The 24,369-nt window shown below is 58.5% G+C and carries 16 protein-coding genes; 8 read left to right on the top strand and 8 right to left on the bottom strand.

The features are described 5' to 3' along the window. Positions 1 to 298 precede the first annotated feature (298 nt). From GTQ55_RS16275 to pelA, 3 genes are all read left to right on the top strand, one after another. The gene (locus tag GTQ55_RS16275) at positions 299 to 2,854 is read left to right on the top strand and encodes a fibronectin type III domain-containing protein (RefSeq protein ID WP_161859673.1); all 2,556 of its coding nucleotides are present in this window, start codon (positions 299 to 301) and stop codon (positions 2,852 to 2,854) included. A 127-nt stretch (positions 2,855 to 2,981) separates the two neighbouring features. Next, positions 2,982 to 5,984 (top strand): TonB-dependent receptor, encoded by a 3,003-nt coding sequence (locus GTQ55_RS16270; protein ID WP_161859672.1) that lies wholly within the window; start codon positions 2,982 to 2,984, stop codon positions 5,982 to 5,984. A gap of 401 nt (positions 5,985 to 6,385) precedes the next feature. After that, positions 6,386 to 7,426 (top strand): pectate lyase, encoded by a 1,041-nt coding sequence (gene pelA / locus GTQ55_RS16265; protein WP_237567731.1) that lies wholly within the window; start codon positions 6,386 to 6,388, stop codon positions 7,424 to 7,426. A 111-nt stretch (positions 7,427 to 7,537) separates the two neighbouring features. Here the strand turns inward: pelA and GTQ55_RS16260 are convergent, their stop codons facing one another. The 7 genes from GTQ55_RS16260 to tal all read right to left on the bottom strand — a co-directional run bounded on the left by GTQ55_RS16260 (position 7,538) and on the right by tal (position 15,788). Next, positions 7,538 to 8,110: an NADPH-dependent FMN reductase gene (locus GTQ55_RS16260; protein WP_161859670.1), complete on the bottom strand. Its 573-nt coding sequence runs from the start codon at positions 8,108 to 8,110 to the stop codon at positions 7,538 to 7,540. A gap of 90 nt (positions 8,111 to 8,200) precedes the next feature. Then, a complete protein-coding gene (locus tag GTQ55_RS16255) occupies positions 8,201 to 10,042 on the bottom strand; it encodes an IlvD/Edd family dehydratase (protein ID WP_161859669.1) in 1,842 nt (613 codons plus the stop codon). A gap of 309 nt (positions 10,043 to 10,351) precedes the next feature. Next, entirely contained in the window at positions 10,352 to 10,531 is a 180-nt protein-coding gene (locus GTQ55_RS16250) for a hypothetical protein (protein WP_161859668.1), read from the bottom strand. 184 nt (positions 10,532 to 10,715) lie between these two features. Continuing rightward, positions 10,716 to 11,735: a LacI family DNA-binding transcriptional regulator gene (locus GTQ55_RS16245; RefSeq protein ID WP_161859667.1), complete on the bottom strand. Its 1,020-nt coding sequence runs from the start codon at positions 11,733 to 11,735 to the stop codon at positions 10,716 to 10,718. A gap of 201 nt (positions 11,736 to 11,936) precedes the next feature. After that, positions 11,937 to 13,271 carry a xylose isomerase gene (gene xylA / locus GTQ55_RS16240; protein WP_161859666.1) on the bottom strand — a complete coding sequence of 445 codons (1,335 nt, stop codon included), beginning with the start codon at positions 13,269 to 13,271 and terminating at the stop codon, positions 11,937 to 11,939. A 58-nt stretch (positions 13,272 to 13,329) separates the two neighbouring features. Beyond that, entirely contained in the window at positions 13,330 to 14,820 is a 1,491-nt protein-coding gene (gene xylB, locus GTQ55_RS16235; protein ID WP_161859665.1) for a xylulokinase, read from the bottom strand. Next, positions 14,820 to 15,788: a transaldolase gene (gene tal, locus GTQ55_RS16230; RefSeq protein ID WP_161859664.1), complete on the bottom strand. Its 969-nt coding sequence runs from the start codon at positions 15,786 to 15,788 to the stop codon at positions 14,820 to 14,822. The genes xylB and tal overlap by 1 nt, the downstream gene beginning before the upstream one ends. A 633-nt stretch (positions 15,789 to 16,421) precedes the next feature. Here tal and GTQ55_RS16225 point away from each other — a divergent pair. The 3 genes from GTQ55_RS16225 (at position 16,422) to GTQ55_RS16215 (ending at position 18,803) form a co-directional block, all read left to right on the top strand. Then, entirely contained in the window at positions 16,422 to 17,087 is a 666-nt protein-coding gene (locus GTQ55_RS16225; RefSeq protein ID WP_161859663.1) for a hypothetical protein, read from the top strand. A gap of 6 nt (positions 17,088 to 17,093) precedes the next feature. Next, on the top strand, positions 17,094 to 17,717 hold the full coding sequence (gene rrtA / locus GTQ55_RS16220; RefSeq protein ID WP_183946706.1) for a rhombosortase: 624 nt from the start codon (positions 17,094 to 17,096) through the stop codon (positions 17,715 to 17,717). 129 nt (positions 17,718 to 17,846) lie between these two features. Beyond that, positions 17,847 to 18,803, top strand: coding sequence for a lipid A deacylase LpxR family protein (locus GTQ55_RS16215; RefSeq protein WP_161859661.1), 957 nt, complete (start codon positions 17,847 to 17,849; stop codon positions 18,801 to 18,803). 28 nt (positions 18,804 to 18,831) lie between these two features. Here the strand turns inward: GTQ55_RS16215 and GTQ55_RS16210 are convergent, their stop codons facing one another. Beyond that, the gene (locus GTQ55_RS16210; protein ID WP_161859660.1) at positions 18,832 to 22,032 is read right to left on the bottom strand and encodes a DEAD/DEAH box helicase; all 3,201 of its coding nucleotides are present in this window, start codon (positions 22,030 to 22,032) and stop codon (positions 18,832 to 18,834) included. Positions 22,033 to 22,230: 198 nt separating this feature from the next. On the opposite strand from GTQ55_RS16210, the gene GTQ55_RS16205 reads away from it, so the two are divergent. After that, positions 22,231 to 23,040, top strand: coding sequence for a DUF3298 and DUF4163 domain-containing protein (locus tag GTQ55_RS16205; RefSeq protein WP_161859659.1), 810 nt, complete (start codon positions 22,231 to 22,233; stop codon positions 23,038 to 23,040). Beyond that, the gene (locus GTQ55_RS16200; RefSeq protein ID WP_183946704.1) at positions 23,033 to 24,265 is read left to right on the top strand and encodes an MFS transporter; all 1,233 of its coding nucleotides are present in this window, start codon (positions 23,033 to 23,035) and stop codon (positions 24,263 to 24,265) included. The genes GTQ55_RS16205 and GTQ55_RS16200 overlap by 8 nt, the downstream gene beginning before the upstream one ends. Positions 24,266 to 24,369 lie beyond the last annotated feature (104 nt).

Raw genomic sequence — 24,369 nt, 5'->3', positions numbered from 1 at the left:
GGTGTTTTTTTGTTCATTTACCCCGAAAGCTCTGTAGTTTAACTACAGCCTATGCTGATTTTGCCCACTATTTGTGCGGTAAAGAGACAAATTCCGCCTGTCTGACCCAAGTCACAAATATCTTCATTACCAATTGGCGCAAGCGGTTGTATATGCCTAACCAATCTGGTTACATTGCCAAACCAATAAGCATTAGAACTGGGCCTGGGTGGTTACCGCAGATATAGCGATGCGGCATCCGGGAGGTATGGCCAGGCTCATAACAATAACGACTGCAAAAGAGAGAGAAGGGGTGAGCATGAAACCTTTACCTTGGACGAGATCCGCACTTGCGCTGTGCATTATGGGGACACTGACTGCCTGTGGCGGCGGTGGTGCCAATGAGAACAACGAGGGGGACGTGGTTGTCACTCCACCCCCGCAGTCTTCCAGCAGTTCATCTGGCGGTTCCTCCAGTGGCGGCTCCTCCGGTGGTGGCACTGAAGGCCCGATCCTTTCCGAAAACTTTGGTGATGATCTGTTCGTCAACTTTGATGAAGCGGATACCCAGTTTTTCTTCAGCCAGGACTACAAGGCGCTGGACGCGAACAACGCCGCCGACGCCTGGCCTTCCTTTTACTATCCCACCTGCTGTTTCTTTGCCAACGATAACCCGGCCGACGGTCCCGAAGTGGCACTCGACCAGATGGGGATCGTCAGCGACAGTGGCAACCCGGCGATGCTGCTGAACACCGGCCGCTTTTCTGCCGGTCAGACCCGCCCGGAGATCGACGACGCAGATCCCAAGAAAGACACCACCAGTTCAGATGACGTAACCACCTGGGGTGAGCTGGACCTGAGCCAGCCCTATCGCATTTCTTTCTGTGTGAAAGATGCCTCCGGTACCCGCAACATGCAGGTGTACGTGGACAACAACACGTCCGGCGAAGCCAACTCCACCTGGGGTGGCGGCAGTTCCGGTTCGCGTATCTTCAATATCCCGGCCGGTGACCTGATTCCGGGGAAGCGTGTCCAGATCAACATCCCGGGCGATATCACCTATGAGCAGGGCGGTGAGGTCAAAGATTTCCGCCAGGAACAGGTAGGTAGCTCAAGCTCCTTCCTGCAGTTTCGCGTAGAGGGCGGCAGCTCGGTGATCTTTGATGACCTGCTGGTTGAGCGCCAGGAAGACGACGGTCAGTCCGAACTGCCTGCCTGTAACGTATTCCAGCCCGCTACTGCGCCGGAAGCGCCGGAAGCGCCGAGCCTGTTTGCCAGCGATGCTCAGATCGCGGTTAGCTGGGCCTCTTCTATTGGTGCGACCTCTTATGATGTGGCCTACAGCACCGGTACCGATGTGAATACCGCGACTATCGTGGAAGGGCTGACCGAGACCAGCACCACCCTGAGCGAGCTGGAAAATGGCAGCGAGTACAGTGTGTGGGTGCGCGCCGTGAACAATGTTGGCGCCGGTGAATGGAGTGAGGCGGCCACTGCGATGCCGGTTGCGCCAGTTGGTGACAACTGTGTCCCGACCACCTCAGTGGACCCGTCTGCAACCAACATGATCCAGTGGGGCGTATACGATGGTTGCTCTCACCCGGGTGACCTGGGTGCGGTCGTGATCAACGGCAGTGAGGCAACCAATTTCGCATTCGGCGAAGACGAAGTACCTTACTTCTCCAGTGACGAGCTTGGCATCATGACCCTGGATACCATCGGCTTCGATATCAAGCCTGTTGGTGACCTGGACGGTGTGATCGCTGGTGATGCGACCACCTATCCCAAACACTTCACCTTTATCGCCCGTATCGATACCTCCTTTGCTACCACCAAAGATGGCGTTCGTGGATTCGAGATCGAGACTCACCTCGGTGATGGCGGCGTAGACGCACGCGGACCGGCACGAATCAAGGCGATCCTGCGTCCGGATGGCAACAAGATCCAGCTGGATAAATTCCTCTCCGACGACAGCACCGCGGAAGTGGACATGGATATGACCGATGGCTACCACATCTATCAGGTCAGCTTCACGGTGAACGACCCGACGGATGCCGGTAACGAATACATCACCGCCAAGGTTTATCGAGATGGTGTTGAAGTCGGCAGCTTTACCGGTAATGGCCGCGACGGTGGCTCGTCGAGTAGTCGCATGCGTATCGGTGAGGGTTCGTCCAGCGAATTCCACGCGAATGTCGACTGGCTGGTGTGGAGCGACGACGAGATTGCCGCGGGCCTGACCCCGGAGCAGCTGGTTGGTGAACTGCCGGCGGATATCGGTGAGCTGGGTGCCTACGCAGGTGCCGATGCGAGCGCGGTGTTTGAAGAGAACTTCAACGGCATCGGCCTCGTAGAGGACTCGGAAACAGAAGATACCAACTTCTTCACCGCCGAGTACCGCGGCCAGTCCGGCGATGCGACCAAGCCGATGTTCAATGTGACCAGCGGTAGCTCCCGCATCACGGTTGCGGGCGGCACGTTGGCACTGCACAACGCGCGCTTCTCCATCGGTGATGCGATGCACGGGACGGATACTGCCGATACCGACACCGCCGGTCGCGGTGACCTGGACCTCAGCAAGCCCTATGTCATTTCCTTCGAAGTGGTGGAAAACCCCAATACTTCTGTGGAGTCCGGCAAGTGTCAGGTGTACGTGGACAACAACACCTCGAGTTCCAGCAAGTCCATGCATGGTGGCAGCTCCAAGCTGGTCGAGAAGTTTGCATCCCAGCTCTCGGATAGCGATCAGCCCACCGGTACCGTCACCATTGAAAGTGACCTGGGTACTGCCAGCTCCTTCCTGCAGGTTCGCTGTGACAGCGGTACGGAAGGCATGCCGGTCGTGATCGACGATTTCAAGATCACTTATCAGTAAGTGTTTTCACTAACACTCGGGGATATCGTCGGCTGAGGCATGTCGTACAGCCGACGGCAAAGAAAAAAATCATCGCAGCGGTGCAGGGTAAAGCCCGGTACCGGAAAAAACCGATGGGAGAGTCAAAATGACTTATAAGAAACAGATTCTCGCCATGGCAATCGCCATGGCCACTTCCGCCAGCCTGGTCGCCCAGGAAGTGGAACAGGAAAAAGAGCAACAGGAAGAGGCTTCACTCTCTGTTGAAGAAGTGTATGTAGAAGGCGTACGCGCCGCCGACGTAAACGCTCGGGCTGCCGAGCGCGGTAAAGACAACTTCAGCTCGATTGTCACCCAGGATGATGCCGGTAACTTCTCCGACCAGAACGTCGCGGAATTGCTGCAGCGTATGCCGGGTATCACCCTGCAGAAAAGTGAGGGTGAAGGTAAGTTTGTAAACCTGCGCGGCCTCGGCGCTGGCATGGTCAGTGTGCGTATGGACGGCGGTGCCATGGCGAATGCCGGTGGCGGTACCGACGAAACCCTGGAAGACCGCGCCTTCTCCCTCGACAGCCTGCCGTCCGACGTACTGCAGTCCATCGAGGTGAACAAATCCCTGACGCCGGATATGGAGCTGGACGCGATCGGCGGTTCCATCAACGTGAAGACTCTGTCCGCGCTGGACCGGGGTAAAAACACCTACAAGCTGCGGGCGCAGAACTACTATCAGGAGCAGGCGGAAGAAAACTCGCCCAAGCTCACTTTGCAGGGTACCAACCTGTTCCTGGGCGACACCATTGGTGTTGCCTACACCGGTTCCTGGGAGAAACGTAAGACTCAGGGGGCCCAGACCAGGCACCATAGCTCCACCCTGCCGCAGTACGTAGAGCTGGGCGGTGCGCAGATGATCATTCCCTGGGAGTTCACCACGTTTGAAGAAAACGCGGAGCGTGAACGTGTCGCGGGTCTGCTGAATGTTGAGTACCAGCCAAACGACAACAGCCGCTATCACGTGAAGCTGAACCACACCAGCTACTCGGATAATGATATTGCCCTTCGTGAATACTATCGCTTCAACTGGGACAACGGCGACGAAGATCTGCAGTTTATTGACCCCGACGCTCAGGTATTCGGCGGCAGCAGTGTCGATCTGCAGCAACAGTTCTTTATCCAGGAGTCCGAGGTAGAAACCAATACCCTGGCGATCGGCGGTGAAAATCGCTTTGGTGACGGCTGGGAAGTGGATTACGAAGTGGTTTCCTCCCGCAGTGAAAACTCCAAGCCGGACGGTCGCCGCGTACAGTTCCGTCTGCGTGAGCTGAACGCCATCGGTAGCTACAGCGACTACTCGCTGAATGGCCAGCTGGTTTCCGGCCCGCAGCTCGACGAACTGATCTCTACCGGAAAAATCTCCACCGGTGCGATCTCCAACCCGAACGGTGGTTACCAGTACGGTAGCGCAGTGCAGCCGAACCTGAACTACGACAACCTGTTCCTGGAAGACTCCATTCGCGAAGACGCGGTCGATCAGTTCTCCCTGAACCTGCGTCACGACTGGGATTCCGGTCTGGTGAACTACGTGAAGACCGGTGTGAAGGTCAATCAGCGCGAGCGCAGCAACGACAAGAACCGTGCGAGCATCGTGCCCTTTGATCGCGCGGTAGCCGGTTGCGCCGGGGATCTGGATTGTGTCGCACTGGCCGGTTCCCGCTTGGGCGATTTCGCAACCTATATCCCGGACAACCCCGCCTTCGACAACGCGGTCATCACCCGCGCAGAAGCGGAGCGTCTGATCAACGGTACCCGTGCGATTGGTGACAACTACGATACCGAGCAGAAAGAGCTCGATTCCACCAAGCTCGACTACAACCTGACCGAGGACACCGCCGCAGCCTACCTGATGGCCGAAATGCAGGTGCTGCCCGAGGCGACCCTGATTGCTGGTGCGCGCTACGCCTATACCGACTTCACCTCCACCGGTTACATGGCTCTTCGCAATGACCGCAACGAGGACAGTGAGGGATTGACCTCACTGGATATCGCATTGCCGCTCGCAGAGGCAGGCAACGATTACGGCGTATTCCTGCCGGCACTGCACTACCGTCACGAGCTCAGCGACAACCTGCTCGGCCGTGCCTCCATCTGGACCAGTTTCTCTCGTCCCGATTTCGGTAAGAGCCGTGCCTTCTTTGAGATTCAGGACCGCGTAGTATTCTGTAACACCGATCCCGACTCCGAGTTCGTCGGCCAGTGTAACGAGGACCCGGATGATATCGGTTCCGGCCGGGGTGACCTTGCCTATCAGAAAGAGTTCTTCGAGATGTCCGGTGACAACACCGTGCGTATCGGCAACCCGGCACTGGATCCGATGCGGGCTACCAACCTGGACCTGTCGCTGAGCTACTACGGCGAGAGCACTTTCCTGGAAGGCGCGCTGTTCTATAAGGACATCACCGACTTTATCGTCGACGCCAACGGCATTCGCATGAATATTGCGGACACCCCGTTTGCGCTGCCGATCGATCAGGTAGACCTGTTTACAATCCCGGCAGATCTCGAGCTGACCAACGTCAATACCTACCTGAACGGTGAATCCGCCAAGGTCTACGGTATGGAGCTGAGCTTCAGCCACTACTTTGACGGCCAGTGGGAAGATCACAATATCGGTCGCTACCTCGACAATATTTTTGTGCAGTCCAACCTGACCCTGCAGAGCAGTGACGGTAACGTGGGCGATTCCGTGCGCGTTGATTCCATTCAGCTGCCGGAAACCGCGGATACCGCCGCCAACCTGACCGTGGGGTGGGAAAATGACGATTTCTCCATCCGCTTTATCGCCAACTACACCAGCGAGATCCTGAAACGCATCGGTGCCTGTACCGCAGCGGACAAAGCGGCAGATACGGAGTTGGGTTACGCCGGCAACTGTCGTGTTTGGGCCGATATGTACCAGGATGAGTCGCTGACCTTCGATGTGAAAGCGACCTACCGCGTTGCGGATGGTGTGCGCGCCTACTTCGATGCGGTCAACCTGTCCGACAATGCTGACCAGCAGTACTTCGCTGGTAATGCGGATTCCGGCGGCCGCATCCTGTACAACGTTGAAGCCTACGGCCCTGCGGTACAGCTTGGCCTGACAGTCGATTTCTAAGCCTCTTGTAAATTTGCCATTTTTGCCCCGCTTGCGGGGCTTTTTTGGCTCTGGATACAAAAAAACACGGTCCGCCAGAGCCTGATTCTGTTCGATAAAAATGGAATCCCACCGCCATGCGCGCTGGGGAAGTATTGGAACCTGAGTATTTAGGTGTATCTATGTTCAACAATCTTTTTACGCCACTGGTTGCAGTGGTACTGACTGTATTGCTCGCTGGCTGCGGCGGTGGCGGGTCTAACGAGGTCATCCCGCCAGCGAACGGCGGAAGCTCTTCCAGTTCAAGCTCTTCAAGTTCTAGCTCCTCCAGCAGCTCATCAAGCTCGTCTGGCGGAAGCTCCAGCTCTTCCAGCAGTTCTTCGTCCTCTGGCGGATCGAGCTCTTCTTCGTCAGGTGGGGAAGTGCCGACGCTGTCGCAGGCCGGTAACCCGATTTACGGTGAGCTGGACAATTACAAGTCCTGGCTGGGCAGCAGCCTGGCCGCCGATCAAACCCGTGCTGACAACATGATCACCTGGCAAATGCCGCACGGGGGCTTTTATAAAAACGCCGAGTCCACTTACGATGCGCCCTGGAATGGCAGCGATGCGCGCTCCGGTTGGACCGGTTCCGGCGGTGTGGAACTGGGTACCATCGACAACGATGCCACTGTCACCGAGTTGATGTTCCTGGCGGATGTATACCAGCGCAGCAACGACACCAAGTACCGCGACGCGGCGCGCGATGCGCTGGAGTTCCTGCTGACCATGCAGTACGAAAGTGGCGGCTGGCCACAGGTCTATCCCGCGCGTACCGGTACCACTTACTCCAACTATGTGACCTTCAACGATGGCGCCATGGCCCGCGTGCTGATCCTGCTGGATCACGCGCTGCGTGAGGACGCACCCCTGGGCGGTGATCTGTTTACCGACGACCAGCGCGCCCGTATGGCGGTGGCTATCGCCGGCGGTGTCGACTTTATCCTGAACGCACAGATCGTGCAGGCCGATGCCAAGACCGTGTGGTGTGCCCAGCACGATCCGGAAACCTACGAGCCGCGTGGTGCGCGCGACTACGAGCTGGCATCGAAAAGCGGTAAGGAATCCATGCTGGTGACCGCATTCCTGATGTCGCAGCCACAGACTGCCGAAGTGGAAGATGCCGTGCGCTCTGCACTCGCCTGGTACCGCAGCCCGGTTGTGCAGGAGGCGGATACCGCCTACGTGAAGCGCCCCAGTGGCAGTACCGACGATACCTGGAATCCGATTCAGGCTAAATCCGGTAGCACCATGTGGTACCGCTTCTACGACCTGGGACAGGATGTCGGCTTCTTCGCCGACCGCTCCGGTATCAAGCAATATGACATCATGGCCATCGACGCCGAGCGCCGTTACGGCTACGAGTGGGGCGGAAATTACGGAAGTGAATTGATCGCCTATGCGGATAGTGTGGGTTACTTCTAAACCCGTTGATTTCATATGGAGAGCCCCGGCATCCGCGAATGGCGTGTGGGGCTCTGACAACAGCGGTAAATAGCCGGTGATTTCCTGATCCCGGCACTGGGTATAACTTCTCTAGTCTGATGTCCCCGCGCTCAGGCGTTGCTGCCACTCTACGAGTGCCTTTAACAGGTCGCCGATAAACTTCCTTGTGTCTTCATCGGTCAGTGCGCCGCTGTCGTCGAATTTTTTGTGCGCGAAGCTGATCATTACCTCCGGCTTATTTACAAAATGCGCATCCAGGTAAATCAGGCTACGGCGCAGGTCATACTGTGCCCGCGCGCCACCGAAGGCGCTCATGCTGGCACTCATTACCGCCACCGGCTTGTCCGCAAACGGCTGCGGATCAACCCGGGAGAGCCAGTCGATGGCATTCTTCAGTACGCCCGATACCGAGTAGTTGTACTCGGGGGTGGAAAAGAGGATCGCGTCGGCTTCCAGTACCTGTTGTTGCAGGGCTTCCACCGCCTCGGGTATGCCCTTGTCGCGCAAGTCCTGATCGTACAGCGGGATACCGGAGAGGTCGGCAAACGTGAAGCGGGCACTGTCGCCGGCAATCTCCTCGGCGGTCTTTAGCGCTGCGCTATTGAACGAGCTTTCGCGTAGGCTGCCGGAGATGGCGAGAATCTTGAGTGATGAGGAGGACATGGCTGCTACCTGAATCTTGTTCCGCTTAAGTACGACAAAGATTCAAGATAGCAGCCGGATGACCGGGTGCAGCCGGGTGAATGGCGCCGTTTAGTGTGAGTGGCGCCCCACCGGATGCTCGTCGAGGATCCGGACATACTCCTCTTCGGTCTCCATCACCGCGCCGGTGTCCAGCGGGCTGACGGAATTACGGTAAATCTCCTGCCACGGGGTCTGGTTTACCGGTACCGGTATATGAGCCTGCTGGCGCCGTTCGGCCAGCTCCTCGTCGGATAGTTTCACATCGACCCGATGGGTTGCCAGGTTCACTTCGATCCAGTCGCCGGTCTTCAGCAGGGCGATACCACCGCCCACAGCCGCTTCCGGGGATATGTGCAGGATCGAGGGGCTACCGGAGGTGCCGCTCTGGCGTCCATCGCCGAGGGTGGGAAGGCAGTTGATTCCCTGTTTCACCAGCCGCTTGGGTGGCAGCATGTTCACCACTTCTGCGGAGCCGGGGTAGCCCACCGGGCCGACATTGCGCACCACCAGTATGCAGTGCTCGTCGATATCCAGCGTCGGGTCGTCGATGCGGGCGCGGTAGTCTTCCGGGCCTTCAAACACGATCGCGCGGGCGCTAAAGCAGTTGGGGTGGTCCGGGTTCTGCAGGTACTTTTTGCGGAAGTCCGGATTGATGACGGACTTTTTCATGAGCGCGGAATCGAAAAAGTTGCTGCGCATAATCGCGAAACCGGCGTTTTCCATCAGCGGTTGTGCGGTCGGGAATATCACGTCCCGGTTGCGTACGCTGAAGTGCTCGCAATTGTGCGCCAGCGAGTGACCGGTAACGGTTTTCTGGGTCCCGTCGATCAGGCCATCCTCAATCAGCTGCTTCATCAGCGCTGGCACACCGCCGGCGCGGTAGAACTCTTCCCCGAGGTACCTGCCCGCAGGCATGCAGTTCACCAGCAGGGGAATGTCCTCGCCATACTGCTGCCAGTCGTCCATGGTCAGCTTCACACCCTCCAGTCCCCGGGACAGTGCCAGCAGGTGCACCACCGCGTTGGTTGAGCCACCGAGGGCGCTGCACGCCACCACCGCATTCAGGAAGGATTGGCGTGTGAGGATGTCGGACGGCTTCAGGTTCTCGAACGCCATTTCCACAATCCGCCGGCCGGTGTAGTAACCCATCTGCGCGCGCTCTTTATACGGCGCGGGAATGGCCGCACAACCGGGCAGGGACATGCCAAGCACTTCCGCCAGCGCGTTCATGGAGAGCGCGGTACCCATGGTGTTGCAGTGGCCCACACTGGGAACCGACTCAGCGGAGGCGTCCATAAAGCCCGCGTAGTCCAGCTCGCCTTTGGCCAGGCGCTCGCGGTTCTGCCAGATGGCCGTGCCTGAGCCCACGCGTTCTTCCAGCTCGCCCCGTTCGCCATCGCCGGTGTCCCCATCACAGCTTACCGGCTTCCAGCCGTTCAGCATGGGGCCGCCGGAATAGACGATGGCGGGGATATCCAGTTGCAGTGCCGCCATCATGGTGGCCGGAGTGGTCTTGTCACAGCCGGTGGTAAGCACCACCGCGTCCACTGGATAGCCGTGGAGGATTTCAATCAGGCCGAGGGTCGCCAGGTTGCGATCGAGTGCCGCGGTGGGGCGCCGGCCCTGTTCAAAGATCGGATGCACTGGAAACTCCATCGGCACACCGCCGGCGTCGCGGATACCGTCCTTTACCCGCTGCGCCAGATCCTTGTGGTGGCGATTGCAGGGGGTAAGGTCACTGCCGGTCTGGGCAATGCCGATGATGGGCTTGCCGGACTGCAGCTCTTCGCGGGTAAGGCCGAAATTGAAATAGCGCTCAAGGTACAGGGCGGTGTGGTCGGCATGGGCCTTGTCGTCGAACCAGCGGGCGCTGCGGAATCTGGGGGCAGTTTTTTTAGTGGAATCGTTCATACGGTGGCCGGTGTCATCGTGATTATTGTTTTAGCGAAATCGCTTTCAGGCATCATGCTGTCGCTTTCAGGCTTAATATTAATGCTTGTTATGAGCCGGATATTCTTATGCGTAATCGGTTTAAGCAAATGCTCCGTTTACCGCGCACTAATCCTGAGACGGATGAGAAAAGGAAACAATCCCCGCTGCTGCGGGGATAAATCCCATTTGATAAATGAAGGCGGGGGACACGCGGGCAGTTGCGGGTTTTTGATCAGCCTTTCTGCCCGGCCAAAAAGCCGGTGCCTGAAATCTTGTGCCGGGCTGCGGTCAGTTATTTCCGAGGACGAAACAATGTTCCAGCTCTTCGGGGTATCGGAGGCCGACATTCACGCATCCGTTGCCGGTTTTGGCCGTCGAGTCCTGCTTTTCCTGGCTGGGCTTGCTCTGTGCCGCCAGCAGCGCGCTTTGGGCTGAACTCTCTGTGTTTACCGGCATCTGCGTATTCATCGTGGTGACCTCTACTGCGTTATACGCGCTAATCCCTGCGTGGCCCGATCTGCTCAGGCCGATGTGTATGCACTTTTAACTGTAGTGTAAAACGTGTGCGCACAGCTGCCCCGCGGACACCTGTGGCAACGCCGCAACAGAGGGATTTTCGGTTTGCGAAGTTGCCTGGGGTAGCCCGGCCGTACTATTTGGGCGCGTTTGCCGAAGACTTGCGCACTACCAGCCGGTGCGGAACGGTTTCCGCGGCAGTATTGTTTTCTTTGCCCTCGATTGCTTCACACAGGCGACGCATACTGCGTTCACCAATTTCTTCGGCGGGTTGGGCGATGGTGGTGAGGGGAGGATCGGCGATTTCGGCATAGCGGATGTCATCAAACCCGATGACGGAGATATCCTGCGGCACCCTGAGGCCCGCTTGCTTGACTTCGTACAGCGCGCCCAGTGCCATTTCGTCGTTGGCACAGAAAATGGCTGTGGGGCGTTGCTCGAGTTCGAGTAACTGGCGGGTGGCACGGCGTGCACCTTCGATGGTTTGCTCACCCTCTACTACCCATTCTGGTGCGACGTTCAGCTTCGCCTTGTGCATGGCATCCCGGTAGCCTTTTTCACGGTCGTGGGTCAGCAGAGAATCCGGTTTGCCGGTGATGAAGCCGATGCGCTTGTGTCCGAGTTGGATCAGGTATTCTGTGCCATCCGCGGCGGCGGCGACATTATCCACGCGCACGCTGGGAAACTGAGAGAGCTCCGCGGATACACTTTCCAGGCCCAGTACCAGCGGCGGGTGCGCCTGACCACTGGGGCCGCGCCGGGCTTCCGCTTCACCAAAGGGCGAAATACTGGCCAGCAGCAGAATGCCATCGGCCTGCTTGGAAAATACCAGGTCGGTGTATTCGTCAAAATCGTGCGAGTTAGACTGGGTATCGCGTATCAGAATGCTGTAGCCCAACTCGTCCGCCACTTTCCACACACCGCGCATCACACTTTCCAGGAATGGGTCGCCGATGCTCGGCAGCACGACCACGATCAGGCTGGTTTTACCGCGGCGAAAGTTTCGCGCCAGGGTATTGGGTGCATAACCGGTCTCTTCGATTGCTGCCCGCACCTTGTTGCGGGTCTTCTCTTTCACTTGTTCCGGGCTATTGAGATAGCGGGACACGGTAGCGGTGGATACACCCGCGAGTTTGGCGACTTTCTTGATAGACACCGGGCAGTACTCTCTGTTGCTCGGCCCTTTTCGGGCTCTGTAATTGGGCTCAGCTTGGCGTGTGCTGGCAGATGAAGCGACAGATGGTAGCGCTTACACCTCTGGAATGGTATCCAGCAGCCAGACGCTGCGTTTGGCGCCTATAAAAAAGGCCCGCAAAAGCGGGCCCAAGATGGTCATCTGACGTGTGGGAGTTATCAATCAAATGTACTGATTGATGAGGTTCTCATACAGCTCCTGCTTGCCGCTGGTCGGGCGAGGTTCGCCGTTTTCAGCGGCCAGGTTGCGCAGGTCTGCCAGGCTCAGTTTACCGTCGGTAAATGCCTTGCCGTTGCCCTCGCTGAAGCTGGCGTAACGCTGTTCCTTCCAGCTCTTATACGGGGACTCGGTGAGAATTCGGTTGGCGACTTCCAGGCCGCGGGCAAAGGTATCCATGCCGCCGATATGGCCGAGGAAAATATCTTCCATGTCGATGGACTCGCGACGCACCTTGGCATCGAAATTGAGACCGCCGGTTTTGAAGCCGCCGTTTTCCAGAACCACCATCATGCCGTGTACCGCGTCATAGATGTCGGTGGGGAACTGGTCGGTATCCCAGCCGTTCTGGTAGTCGCCGCGGTTGGCGTCGATGGAGCCGAGCATGTCGGCATCGGCACACATCTGCAGCTCATGCGCGAACGTGTGGCCGGCCAGGGTGGCGTGGTTGGCTTCGATATTGAGCGCGAAATCCTTGTCCAGACCGTAGTGACGCAGGAAGCCGATCACGGTCTGGGCGTCAAAGTCGTACTGATGCTTGGTGGGTTCCATGGGCTTGGGCTCGATCAGGAAGGTGCCCTTGAAGCCGATGGAGCGGCCGTAGTCCCGCGCCATGGTCAGGAAGCGCGCGAGGTTTTCCTGTTCCACCTTGGTGTTGGCGTTCTGCAGGCAGATGTAGCCTTCGCGGCCGCCCCAGAATACATAGTTCTCGCCGCCCAGTGCCACGGTGGCGTCCAGTGCGGCTTTCACCTGGCTGGCCGCATAGGCGACCACGTTGAAGTCCGGGTTGGTGGCGGCGCCGTTCATGTAGCGGGGGTTGGAGAACAGGTTGGCGGTGCCCCATAGCAGTTTCATACCGGAGGCTTTCTGGCGCTCTGCCGCCAGCTCCACCAATTTTGACAGGTTGCTCTCGGTTTCTGCCACGGTGTTGCCTTCCGGAGACATATCCACATCGTGGAAGCAGTAATAGGGTACGCCCAGCTTGGTGGCGAACTCGAATACCGCGTCCATACGCTGCTGTGCGGCGGCCATGGCATTGGGCGCATCATCCCAGGCAAAGGTCTGGGTATCGCGGCCGAAGGGGTCTGAACCCTTGCCGCAGAAGGTGTGCCAGTAGCAGACGGCATAGCGCAGGTGCTCTTCCATGGTCTTGCCGCCGATGACCTTGTTGGCATCGTAGTATTTGAACGCCAGCGGGTTGTCGGACTCGCGGCCCTCGAACTGGATCTGGCCAATTTCGGGGAAGTATTCCTTGTCGCCGACAAAAAGATTTCTGCTCATTTTTTCTCTCCAGAATTATTCGGTGCTTATCGGTATCTATCAGGTTTCAAACAGCAATTTATTGAATGCCCGGATACTGCTTGCCGAGCAGATCCAGGAAATTTTGATACAGGGCCTTATAGGCGGATACGTTTTCTGTGACGGGTACGCAGCCGAGAGACGCGTCTACGGCCAGGTGCTCGTTCACCAGCGCGGGTAAATCGCCGCTTTCCGTACAGGCCCAGAGCGCCTGCATGGCAGCGCCGAAGGCGGCGCCTTCCTGCTGGGCGGGAACCTCTACCGGCAGGTTGAATACGTCCGCCACCATCTGCCGCCAGTGCGGGCTTTTGGCGCCGCCGCCGGTCAGCCGAATGGCTTTAAATTGCTGCCCGGCGCGGGCAAACGCGTCGAGGCCGCGGCGCAGGGTAAAGGTGGCCCCTTCCATGGCCGCGCGGTACTGGTTGCCTGCGGTCATGTTGGTATCGGTCATGCCGTGCAGGCTGGCGCGTGCATTGGGCAGGTTGGGTATGCGCTCGCCGTTATAGAACGGCAGGCTCTGGAGGCCACCGGCACCGGGCTCCGACTCTTCCAGCAGTGCCTCGCACTCGGGGATGGATTTGCCCAGCGCCTTGCGAGTCAGCTCTGTGGCCACGGTGCAGTTCATGGTGCACAGCAGTGGCAGCCAGCCGCCGCTGGATGAACAGAACGCGGCGAGGTCGCCCTGCGGGTCGATGGCCGGATTTTCACAGTGGGCAAACAGGGTGCCGGAAGTCCCCAGGCTAAGGGTCAGCACGCCGGGGGCGATGGAGCCAGTGCCGAACGCGGCCATCATGTTGTCACCGCCACCGGTAGAAACCAGGATGCCCGGCGGCAGGCCGAACTCCCCTGCGGCTTTCTGGCCGAGTGCAACGGTGGCGTTTGCCTCCAGCAGGGGCGGCAGCAGGGGCAGCAGGTCGCGATCCGGGTCGATCGCCGCGAGCATGTCGCGGTCGTATTCACGGCGCAGGATATTCAGGTAGCCGGTGCCGGAGGCATCGCCATACTCGGTGAAGATTTTTCCGGTGAGGTAAAAGTTCAGGTAATCGTGGGGCAGCAGGATATGCGCGAGTTCGCTGTAGATATCCGGCTTGTTTTTCTTCAGCCAGAGCACTTTCGGTGCGGTATATCCGGGCATGATCGGGTTGCCCACGGCGTCGATACAGCGCGCGCTGCCACCAAAGCGCGCGGTGATTTCCTCGCACTCGGCAATGGTGCTGGTGTCGCACCAGAGCTTTGCCGGCGCGATGACTTCTCCGGCTTTATTTAGCGGCACGAAGCCGTGCTGCTGACCGGAAATGCCGATGCCGCGCACCCGCGCCTTGATTTCCGCAGGCAGCTCACCCATACACTGGCGCAACGCGTCCAGCCACCATGCCGCAAGCTGTTCGCGACTGCCGTCGTCTCGGCTGATCAGTTCCAGTGGCGCGGCACTCACGTGCAGGATTTGTTTCTGGACGGCATCGTAGGCCAGCAGCTTCAGGCTCTGGGTGCCGGCATCGATCCCGAGAAATACCGTTTGCTCATTGCTCATCAGGCGGGCTCTCCCTGCTTTGCGCGCGCCTTGAGCTGGTGTTCCAGCGCAATCTGGTCGACGACGAATTTGCGGATACCTTCGCCCAGCTTTTCGTGCGCCATGGCATCGTCGTTGTGCTGGAAGCGGAAGTCGCCTTCGCCAAGGGGCGGTGAGGAATTGCCTGAGTTGTCTGCGGGCGTGAGTGCGCGCGGCAGTTCGCCATGGTCTTCCGCCAGTTCCGCCAGCAGGTTCGGGCTGATGGTCAAACTGTCGCAGCCGGCGAGGGCTTCGATCTGCCCGGTATTGCGGAAGCTCGCACCCATCACCGTCGTGTCGAAGCCGTGCTCCTTGTAGAACTGGTAGATACGGCGCACGGACTGCACACCGGGATCCTGTTCCGGGGTAAAACCGGTGGCATCGGTATTCTGCAGGTGCCAGTCGAGAATACGGCCGACAAATGGAGAGATCAGGGTAACGCCCGCATCGGCACAGGCGCGGGCCTGGGCGAAGCTGAACAGCAGGGTAAGGTTGCAGTGGATACCTTCGCGCTCGAGGATTTCCGCCGCCTTGATGCCCTCCCAGGTGGAGGCGATCTTGACCAGCACCCGCTCCGCGGCCACTCCCATCTGTGCATACAGGTCCATCAGCCGGCGGGCGCGCGCCAGCGTGGCGTTGGTGTCAAAAGACAGTCGCGCGTCGACTTCGGTGGAGATACGACCGGGGACGATCTGCAGGATCTCGTAGCCGATCTTGGCGGCGATACGGTCGACGCACAATGACGTCTGCTCGCTGCTGCTGCCGCCCTGCGCTGCGGCCCAGGCAATGGCCTCATCGATCAACGGCTGATACTCCGCCTGTTGAGCGGCCTTCAGCAGCAGGGAGGGATTGGTGGTGGCATCCAGCGGGGTGAACTGGCGGATGGCGTTGATATCACCGGTATCGGCAACCACTGCGGTCATCGCCCGCAGCTGACTGAGCTTGTCCATGAATGTTATCGCTTTCTCATCTGTCGCTTTGCTGAGCAGTTTCCATCGAGTTCACGATGGAGCTCAACAAAATGTAAACGTTTTCATTTCGGGTAGTTTGCCTGATCATTGACGCGAATGCCAGAGGGGCTGACGGAAGAATTACATTTTGATGCACGTTTACATTTATCGGTTGCATACCTTTTATAGCTTTAAGCAATGTTCTCGAGAGAGAATTTTGATTTCACCTATGGAGTGGCCGGCGGTAGCTTTACCCCGTACTCAGCAATCCATTTGGGAGAAGGAAATGAAGAGCCAAGACAGCCAGTCTGGAAGTGCGGAAGTGCAGGAATGTAACTATGCAGACAATTACTACGGGGATCAGGTATGTGTTCTGAAAAAGTCGTAACCACAGTGGTGACCGCAGTGGTACTCAAGGCATTGAGTGCGAAGGTGGAGGCCTGCGAGGCCGGCTGAGGTTTGCAGGTTTCTGGGTAGCTGCCACCTGCCACTAGGAAGTAGGGCGCGTCTGCGGCCACCTGTACGCTGAACGGCCAGTCAGGGCGGCAATGTGTTAGATTATCGCGATCGACGCCGGTGCCGGTAAGCCCGCAATGCCGGCGTTTTCCCATGTAGCCGCTCGATGATTTGACTATGAAACTGCGACACCTCACCGCCACCGCATTCGCCACTTTTGCGTTCCTGCTGTCCGCCTGCTCCGGGCCGGAAACCCCGCAGCAAGTCACCGTGGCATTCTGGGATGCGGCCATCCGCGACGACATGTCGGGAGCCGTCAGGTATTCCACGCTGGACAGCGTCGAGCGCTACGACGCTTTTTCAGTGGAATGGGATAGCTATCAGCCCAAGTGGGGCAAAGTCGTCATTGATGGCGATGAAGCCAGCGTGGCAGTGGAGCTGTCCAGCCCGGAAAGGGGGCGCATCCGTTCCTTCACCACCTACCTGGTGCAGCGCGATGGCGAGTGGCTGGTGGATTACGAGCGTACCGCGATGAGCATCAATGGCGGTGTGTTCGGAGACTTGTTGAGCAAGTTCGACCTGTTCAGAAAAGATCTGTCGAAACAGTTCGAGCGCTCTGCGGACGAGGCCGGTATCCAGATGGACCAGATGCTCGAGGAGCTGGAAAGCAGCGGCAAAGAGATGAGCGAGCAGGCATCGGAAGCGCTGGAAGTGTATTCGGAAGAATTGCAGCGGACGCTGGAAGCGTTGGATGAGTCACTGCAGCGTACGCTTGAAGAGCGCAAAAACCGGCCCTCCGAAAGCGAGCCGTCGGAAGCGGAATCAGCCCCGGTTTTGATCTGATTTTCGATGGTCAGTAAAGGGCGCAGTCGGGCATTGATGGGCAGTCTGGGGGGACCGGTAGTTCTGCTGCTGTTGTGCACCGCATTGCAATGGTTGCAGGGCATTTACCCGGACGCTTTCCTGTACGATCGCGCCGCGCTGGCCAGTGGCCAGTACTGGCGGCTACTCACCGGACAGCTGGTGCATACGAATGCAGCGCACCTGATGTTGAATGCTGCAGCGGTAGTGGCGCTTTGGTTTGTATTTGGGCGGATTGCGTTGCTGGGTGAGCGACACCCGGTGGCGGCTTACCTTGGTCTGGCCGCGGGATTGTCCCTGTTGATCAGCGCCGGACTGTGGCTCTGGTTCCCGGAAATGGAGTATTACTATGGTCTCTCGGGTGTGTTGCATGGCCTTTTCTGCTTCGGCGCACTGAGTGACTTGTACCAGCGTCGCTGGTCCGGTGCGCTGCTACTGCTGGGTTGTTTCGCAAAGGTGGCCTGGGAGCTCACCGCCGGTCCCAGTGCCGCTACTGCAGAGTTGATTGAGGCTGAAGTCGCCGTATCCAGTCATCTTCTTGGGAGCCTGTTCGGCACATTGCTTGGCGGCCTTTTGTGGTTCTCGAAATCCCGCCCAGCCCGCGCCGAATGACCGGCGTTTATCCAGACGTATCTGTCTACCCGAGTTTCTGGAGGAATTCCGGGGCTCTCCTAAAATCCATGCGTGAAACAGATAAAGCGAAATGGAACTTCGTTTCTGTGGCCGGCTTACGCGGTATGGATGAGCGTGTTCTGCCTGGCTACATCCCCCGCACCGGCGGCTGCAGGCTCGGTAAATCTGCAGCTGGAAAACGATTCCTTTGATGGTGCCAGCGATGCCTATTACACCCAGGGGCTGCAACTCACCTACGCACCGGATGCTCCGGTCAGCTGGATAAAAAACCTTTTACCTGATGCTTATCAAAACCGGGAAATTTATTCTCAATACGCTCTCGGCCAAGCCATATACACCCCCTATGAGGTTGCCCGGTCAGACCTGATCCTGGATGACCGCCCCTACGCTGGCTGGCTGTATCTCGGCGGCTCGCTCAAATCCCAACACCTGTTACCAAACAGTGGCCTCCTGGTTGTCGAGCGCCTGGACGTCCAGGCCGGTATTGTCGGTCCATCATCCGGCGCCGAGCAGGCGCAACGCACCACGCATCAGGTATTGCGAGCCTATGACGTCAATGGCTGGGATCACCAGCTGAAAGATGAGGCCGGCGTGGTGGTGAGTTACGCGCGCAAGTGGGCACACATCCAACCGCTCGGGGACAGCGGAACCGGCTGGGAGTTTTCCGGGACTCTGGGTGGCAGCGCGGGTAATGTGGCGACGCAGGCGGCGCTGGGGCTGGGCATTCGTTTGGGTAAAAACCTCTATACCAGTGCCGGTGTCAGCGCACTGCAACCGACTACCGTCGCGCCGGATTTCGGGGCGGCGATGGTGTCGGGGAGCTGGTTCCTGTTTGCGGACTGGCAGACGCGTTTTATCAGCCGGGATATTTTTCTCGACGGCAACAGCAGTAAGCCGAGCCATTGGGTTGAGAAAGAGCCGCAGGTGAGTGAGTGGCGCTTTGGTGGCGCCTTTGCTGCTGGTCGCTATTACCTGAGCCTTTATCACGCGCGCCGTTCGCAGGAATTTGTGGGGCAGTACGAGAACGCGAACTTCTCGGGTATTGGTCTCAGCATCTCTTTCTGAGTGAAGCAGTGCTGCGTTGCCGGCAGCCTTATTGAAGCAGGTCCAGCAGCTCTGTGTCGTCAGTCGGGAGCTTCGCTGAGTTTGCCGCATCAAACAGCGCATCCGCCAGCGCCTGCTTGTGTTTCTGCATCCGGTGAATGCGCTCCTCAATCGTCTCTGCCGCGACAAGTTTATAGACGAATACTGGCTTGTCCTGCCCGATGCGGTGGGCGCGGTCTGTGGCCTGGTTTTCTACCGCCGGATTCCACCAGGGGTCCATATGGATCACTACATCGGCGGCGGTGAGGTTGAGTCCGGCACCACCCGCCTTCAGGCTGATCAGGAATACCCGCACGTCGCCATTCTGGAAACTGTCGATTGCCTGCTGTCGTTTGCGGGTCTGCCCGGTGAGCTTTGTGTAATCGACCTTTAGCTCTTCCAGCAGTGCTTCCACCAGTTTCAGCACTTCCGTGAACTGGGAAAATATCAACAGGCTGCGGCCTTCCTCCAGTAGCTGTGGCAGGGCTTCTGCCAGCCAGTCCAGTTTGGCGCTCTCGTTGATGCCGGCAGCCTTGTCCAGCTTGACCAGCCGCGGATCAATACAGGTCTGGCGCAGCTTCAGTAGCGCGTCGAGAAATTCAATATGGCTTTTTGCTATCCCCTGACGGGCGACCAGCTCGCGGATGCGTTTTTCCATACTGATACGCACGCTTTCGTAAAGTGCCCGCTGCCTGCTTCCCAGTTCAACATACTGGATGGTTTCAGTTTTGGGCGGAAGTTCGGAAACGACTTCAGTTTTGGTGCGACGCAACATGAATGGCCGCACTCTGCGGGCGAGCTCCTGTTGCCGTTCAAACTCACCGTGACTTTCAATCGGCGTTCGGTAGGCTTCATTGAAGGTCTTGCGGCCACCCAGCAGGCCCGGCAGGGCAAAATCCATCAGTGACCAGAGCTCGCCCAGGTGGTTTTCCAGTGGCGTACCGGAAAGGCACAGGCGTGTAGCACCGTCGATACGCCGCACACACTCCGCAATTTTGGTGGTGGGATTTTTGATTGCCTGAGCCTCGTCCAGTGCCACCAGGCTGAACGTTTGCTTGTCGTAGCGCTCCCAGTCTCGCACCAGTAGCGGATAGGTGGTAATGACCAGATCGCTGCTGTGTAGCTTGTCGAACGCCACGGCGCGGTCCGGGCCGTGAATCAGCGTCACGTCCAGCTGGGGAGTAAACTGGGCCGCCTCATGCTGCCAGTTCCCGGTGAGGCTGGTAGGGGCCACTACCAGCGCCGGTTTCTCCAGCAGGCCGCTCTCCTTCATGTGCTGTACCAGCGCCAGTGTCTGCAAGGTTTTCCCCAGTCCCATGTCGTCCGCGAGGATGCCGCCGAAACCGTAGCGCTGGAGAAATGCCAGCCAGTTGAGCCCTTCCTTCTGATACGGGCGAAGTGTTGCATTGAGGTTTTTCGGTAGTGGAACCTCTTCCAGCCCGGAAAAATCCCGCAACTGCTCGATCATCTTGCGGGTTGCGGGCGCTTTGCGTTGATCCAGCTCGGCGAGCTGTTCAAATTGCGCCGCCTGGAAAGCGGGTAAGCGGACGGTGCCAGCGAGTTTTTTCTCGCGCAGCAAGTCCAGTAACAGACCGCGGATACTTTGCAGCGGTTGTGTGTTTACACTCACCCAGTCTCCGCCAACGTTGACGGTCAATTCATCGGGCGCATTCTGCTCCAGCCATTGTTCGACCAGGTGCACGATGGGAACTTGGCGTCCGTCCGGTAATGTAAGGTCAAGCCCAACCTCGAACCATTGGTTGCCGCTGTCCGCGAGTTCGACGGCTACATCGGCACGGGCGACATCAAACTGATAACTGGGATCAGCATCGATGACCCAGCCCTGCTGCTCCAGCGCGGGGAGGGTATGTTGCAGCAGGTCGCGCCAGCGCTGGGGTATGTCGTCGGGCCCGGCGGCCTGCGGTAACCAGATCTCTTCCTGGCCGCCGAGCGTCTCAGGGATGAGGTACAGATCGGACTCGTGAATCAGGTCGCTGCGACGATGTTCCTCTTCCATATCGCGCTTGATATGGAAGTAGATGCCGTTTCGCTCGCGCGTGATGTCAGGCCCTTCAAAGTGCCTGCTATAGGCCGGTGTTAGTGAAAACCCGGCGTAGTCAAAACTCAGCTTCAGCGCGGGGAGTTTGTACTGATCGAGATCACAACCGACTAGGGTAATTCTCGGGGTGAAAGTTTCCACTGTATGCAGCTTTGGCTCAGCGGGAAGTGGTAGCTGTGTGGCGGGAATTTTCTGTCGCAACTGTACCGACATCAGTCCCAGCTCCTGATCGGAAACCGCGGGCATCTCCAGCAGGTGTTGCAGCTGTCGGCTGGACAAACTGGTGGCAATATCGCCGATTGCGGCGTTCTCTGTATCCAGGTAACAGGGGGGAGTAACGGGAATCAATTGCCACTGATCCCGGGAGGTCAGCCCCTCCAGAATGGGGGTGAGCTGGTGCTGATGAGAACCTTGTGTCTGCCATTGCCAACTAAGCTGCCTCCCGGGGGCGCGTTGCAGCGCGGTGTCATCCAGGTAGAAGCGCCCACTGTCGAGCAACAGCGTCAGCGCCCGTCGCCCCTGCTCACCGATCAGCTCCAGCCGGCCGGCAGCACTGGTGCGCGGCAGCAGCTGCAGGATCGTGACATCCTCCTCCAGCAGGTGGCTTGGCCGGTTCCAGCCGAGACTTGCGGTATCCGGGGCAAAGTGCCGCAGCTGGCTCCAGCTGCCGTCTTTTTTCAGGTAGGCCTTTTTGGTGGATAGGCGCAGCCGCTGCCGGTCGTCCTGCTCCAGAAAATAGAGCAGGTAGTGATTCCCGTACTCCAGCGGTACCGCCTCCGTGGCGGGCGCCGAAGGTAGTTCCGACAGCCATTTCATCCATGCCGGTTCTTCGGACTGCTGCGAGGCGGTTTTGACCTCCGAGGATTCTTTGGGCGCCACCGGCTCCTTCAGAAGTGCCAATGCGGTGGCCACCGCGTGTTTGCAGTTCAGCCCCACCGGACAGGAGCAGAGGCCCACCAGCCTGCCGCGATCGACATCCAGCTCCACGCGATACACGTACCGTGCAGAGCCCTTCACGCGTCCGTGATAGGTGCCCGACTCCTCATCGTAATACGCCTCCATCACCCGCCCACGCCCGAAATAATCCTCACCACGCGCAAAAGTAGGCTCGTCGACCATCCGGTGGATGCTATTGAGGGTGAACGTGATCAAAAACGGCTCCCGCGCAGGTCTTTTTAGTTGCAGGTTGGGTGCGAACCTTGCACTTTAGCACGAGTCTTTAGGCAGTGGCGGGGAGCGGCCGCCATTCGATACGATGATGTGGGTAAGCACCGTTTGTTATATTCCTTGTTCCGTCTGCCCCGGGGCATGCTCTATTGGGATCGCAATGAATTCGAGTAAGAGAAATTTATGCTGCAAGTGACTTCACCGAGAAAGCGACTGTTTGGCAATGGATTACTGATCAGCACGATGCTGTTATTGGTACTGGCTGGTTGCGAACGCGACAGTGCCACTGAGCCGATGGCGCTGACTTCACAAACAGAAAGTCTGGAAATGACTGCGCCCGGCTGTGCGTCGCCAGACGATTGCGCATCAGTAATGATTAGCCGGCAGGTGTTTGCCGATCGCCCTGCACTGAATGACGCGGTGTACGAGCAATTGCTACAGCAATTGCAGGGAAACGGTGAATCCGATGATACGCCACTCGATTCTCTGGACAAGGTCGCGCAAAAATTTATCGAGGACACGGCAGCTGATTCAGAGATTTCCGCTGCGCGCTGGCAGTTGAATGGAAATGTAAAAACGCTGGCACGTCGCGGAAACCTGCTTACCCTTGCGACCAGCACTTACCTCTATACCGGCGGCGCGCACGGTATGCCCGTCACCCGCTGGTTGAACTGGGATCTCGCGAAAGACAGTCGGGTAACGTTGGGTGATGTGATTGTGCCGGGCCAGGAAAAAAACTTCTGGAAGATGGCTGAAGAAGCACACCTGCAGTGGCTGGATACCCAGAATGCGCGCGACGACTTTCGCCAGAACTGGCCATTTGCGCAAACCGACGATTTCCGGCTAACCGAAAAGGGGCTGATACTGTTTTACGGCGTGTATACTCTCGGCCCCTATTCGATGGGCGAAGTTGAATTGACCATACCGCGTGAGAAGCTCGCTGGGGTGATTCGGGAGCCCTATTTGCCAGATACAGGAAATCACAGTGACTGAAACCCGTACGCCGGAAAGCGAGGCCCCCCTGGCCCTCAGTGAGCGTGAGCAGCGCGGTAATATCTGGCGGCTCGCCATCGCCCAGGCTCTGGCCGGTGCGAATTCCGTGGTGGTCTATGCCACCGGCGCTATTGTCGGCAATACGCTGGCGCCGTCGCCGATACTGGCAACCCTGCCGCTCTCCATTTTTGTGGTCGGCATGGCCCTGTGTATTCTCCCCGCGGGAGTGATTGCCGGCCGCTATGGTCGCCGCGCAGCGTTTTTGGCCGGCGCGGGTGCCGGCGTGCTGGCCGGCCTGCTGGCCATGTACGCCTCTTTTGTCGGTAGTTTCTGGATCTTCTGTCTGTCGACGTTTTTCGGTGGCGCTTACGCGGCAGTGGTTTTGTCCTTTCGCTTTGCCGCGGCGGACGGCGTCGCGCCGAGCCGAAAGGCGCAGGCACTGTCGATGGTCATGGCCGGGGGCGTCGCTGCCGGTGTGGTCGGCCCGCAGCTGGTGAACTGGACCATGAACCTGTCGCCGCACTTGTTTGTCATGACCTTCTTCGCGCAGGCCGCCGTGGCTGCGGTATCGGCCTTCATCCTGTTTGGTGTGCGCCTGCCAAAACCCACGCTGGCGGAGAAAACTGGCGGGCGTCCGCTCGGGATCATCGCCAGGCAACCGCGCTTTATTGCCGCAGCCACTTGCGGGGCGATTTCCTACACCCTGATGAACTTCCTGATGACTGCAGCACCGTTGGCGATGCATATGCACGGACACTCCACCGAGTCGTCGAACCTCGGCCTGCAGTGGCATGTGATCGCCATGTTCGCGCCGAGCTTTTTCACCGGAAAACTGATCGCGCGTTTCGGCGCCGAGCGGGTAATGCTGGTGGGGTTGCTGTTGATCGGCCTGTCTGCGGCCGTCGGCCTCGGCGGCATCGAAGTGGCACACTTCTGGTGGACGCTGATTCTGCTTGGGCTGGGCTGGAATTTCGGGTTTCTGGGCGCGTCGGCACTGGTGCTGGAATGCCACTCCGATACGGAAAAAACCCGCGTGCAGTCGCTCAATGACTTTATTGTCTTTGGACTGATGGCCCTGGGCTCATTCGTATCCGGCGGCATCCTGAGTGTGTACGGATGGAATACCGTTTTGTGGGTTTCATTCCCACCACTGGCGATCACGGTAATCGCGCTTGCGGTGCTGCAGTTCCGGGCTCCCGCGGCAAATGCTTCGGTGGAGCAATAGGGATGCAGACAGCCCGATACCGGCGTCTGTGATTTCCGCCCGAGCAGTGATTTTGGCTGAGAACTTGAGGGGATATTCGCGCCAGAAGAAAACTGGCTGGAATG

The organism is Microbulbifer hydrolyticus, assembly GCF_009931115.1.
Taxonomy (GTDB): domain Bacteria; phylum Pseudomonadota; class Gammaproteobacteria; order Pseudomonadales; family Cellvibrionaceae; genus Microbulbifer; species Microbulbifer hydrolyticus.
Note: the sequence above shows the minus strand (reverse complement) of the source record. Positions and strands in the feature narration are given on the sequence as shown.

What these genes read in the sequence shown, in the direction of transcription:
- GTQ55_RS16275 (WP_161859673.1), top strand. Translation starts at nt 299, where the DNA reads ATGAAACCTTTACCTTGGACGAGATCCGCACTTGCGCTGTGCATTATG.
- GTQ55_RS16270 (WP_161859672.1), top strand. Translation starts at nt 2,982, where the DNA reads ATGACTTATAAGAAACAGATTCTCGCCATGGCAATCGCCATGGCCACT.
- GTQ55_RS16260 (WP_161859670.1), bottom strand. Translation starts at nt 8,110, where the DNA reads ATGTCCTCCTCATCACTCAAGATTCTCGCCATCTCCGGCAGCCTACGC.
- GTQ55_RS16255 (WP_161859669.1), bottom strand. Translation starts at nt 10,042, where the DNA reads ATGAACGATTCCACTAAAAAAACTGCCCCCAGATTCCGCAGCGCCCGC.
- GTQ55_RS16250 (WP_161859668.1), bottom strand. Translation starts at nt 10,531, where the DNA reads ATGAATACGCAGATGCCGGTAAACACAGAGAGTTCAGCCCAAAGCGCG.
- xylA (WP_161859666.1), bottom strand. Translation starts at nt 13,271, where the DNA reads ATGAGCAGAAATCTTTTTGTCGGCGACAAGGAATACTTCCCCGAAATT.
- xylB (WP_161859665.1), bottom strand. Translation starts at nt 14,820, where the DNA reads ATGAGCAATGAGCAAACGGTATTTCTCGGGATCGATGCCGGCACCCAG.
- tal (WP_161859664.1), bottom strand. Translation starts at nt 15,788, where the DNA reads ATGGACAAGCTCAGTCAGCTGCGGGCGATGACCGCAGTGGTTGCCGAT.
- GTQ55_RS16225 (WP_161859663.1), top strand. Translation starts at nt 16,422, where the DNA reads ATGAAACTGCGACACCTCACCGCCACCGCATTCGCCACTTTTGCGTTC.
- rrtA (WP_183946706.1), top strand. Translation starts at nt 17,094, where the DNA reads ATGGTCAGTAAAGGGCGCAGTCGGGCATTGATGGGCAGTCTGGGGGGA.
- GTQ55_RS16215 (WP_161859661.1), top strand. Translation starts at nt 17,847, where the DNA reads ATGAGCGTGTTCTGCCTGGCTACATCCCCCGCACCGGCGGCTGCAGGC.
- GTQ55_RS16205 (WP_161859659.1), top strand. Translation starts at nt 22,231, where the DNA reads ATGCTGCAAGTGACTTCACCGAGAAAGCGACTGTTTGGCAATGGATTA.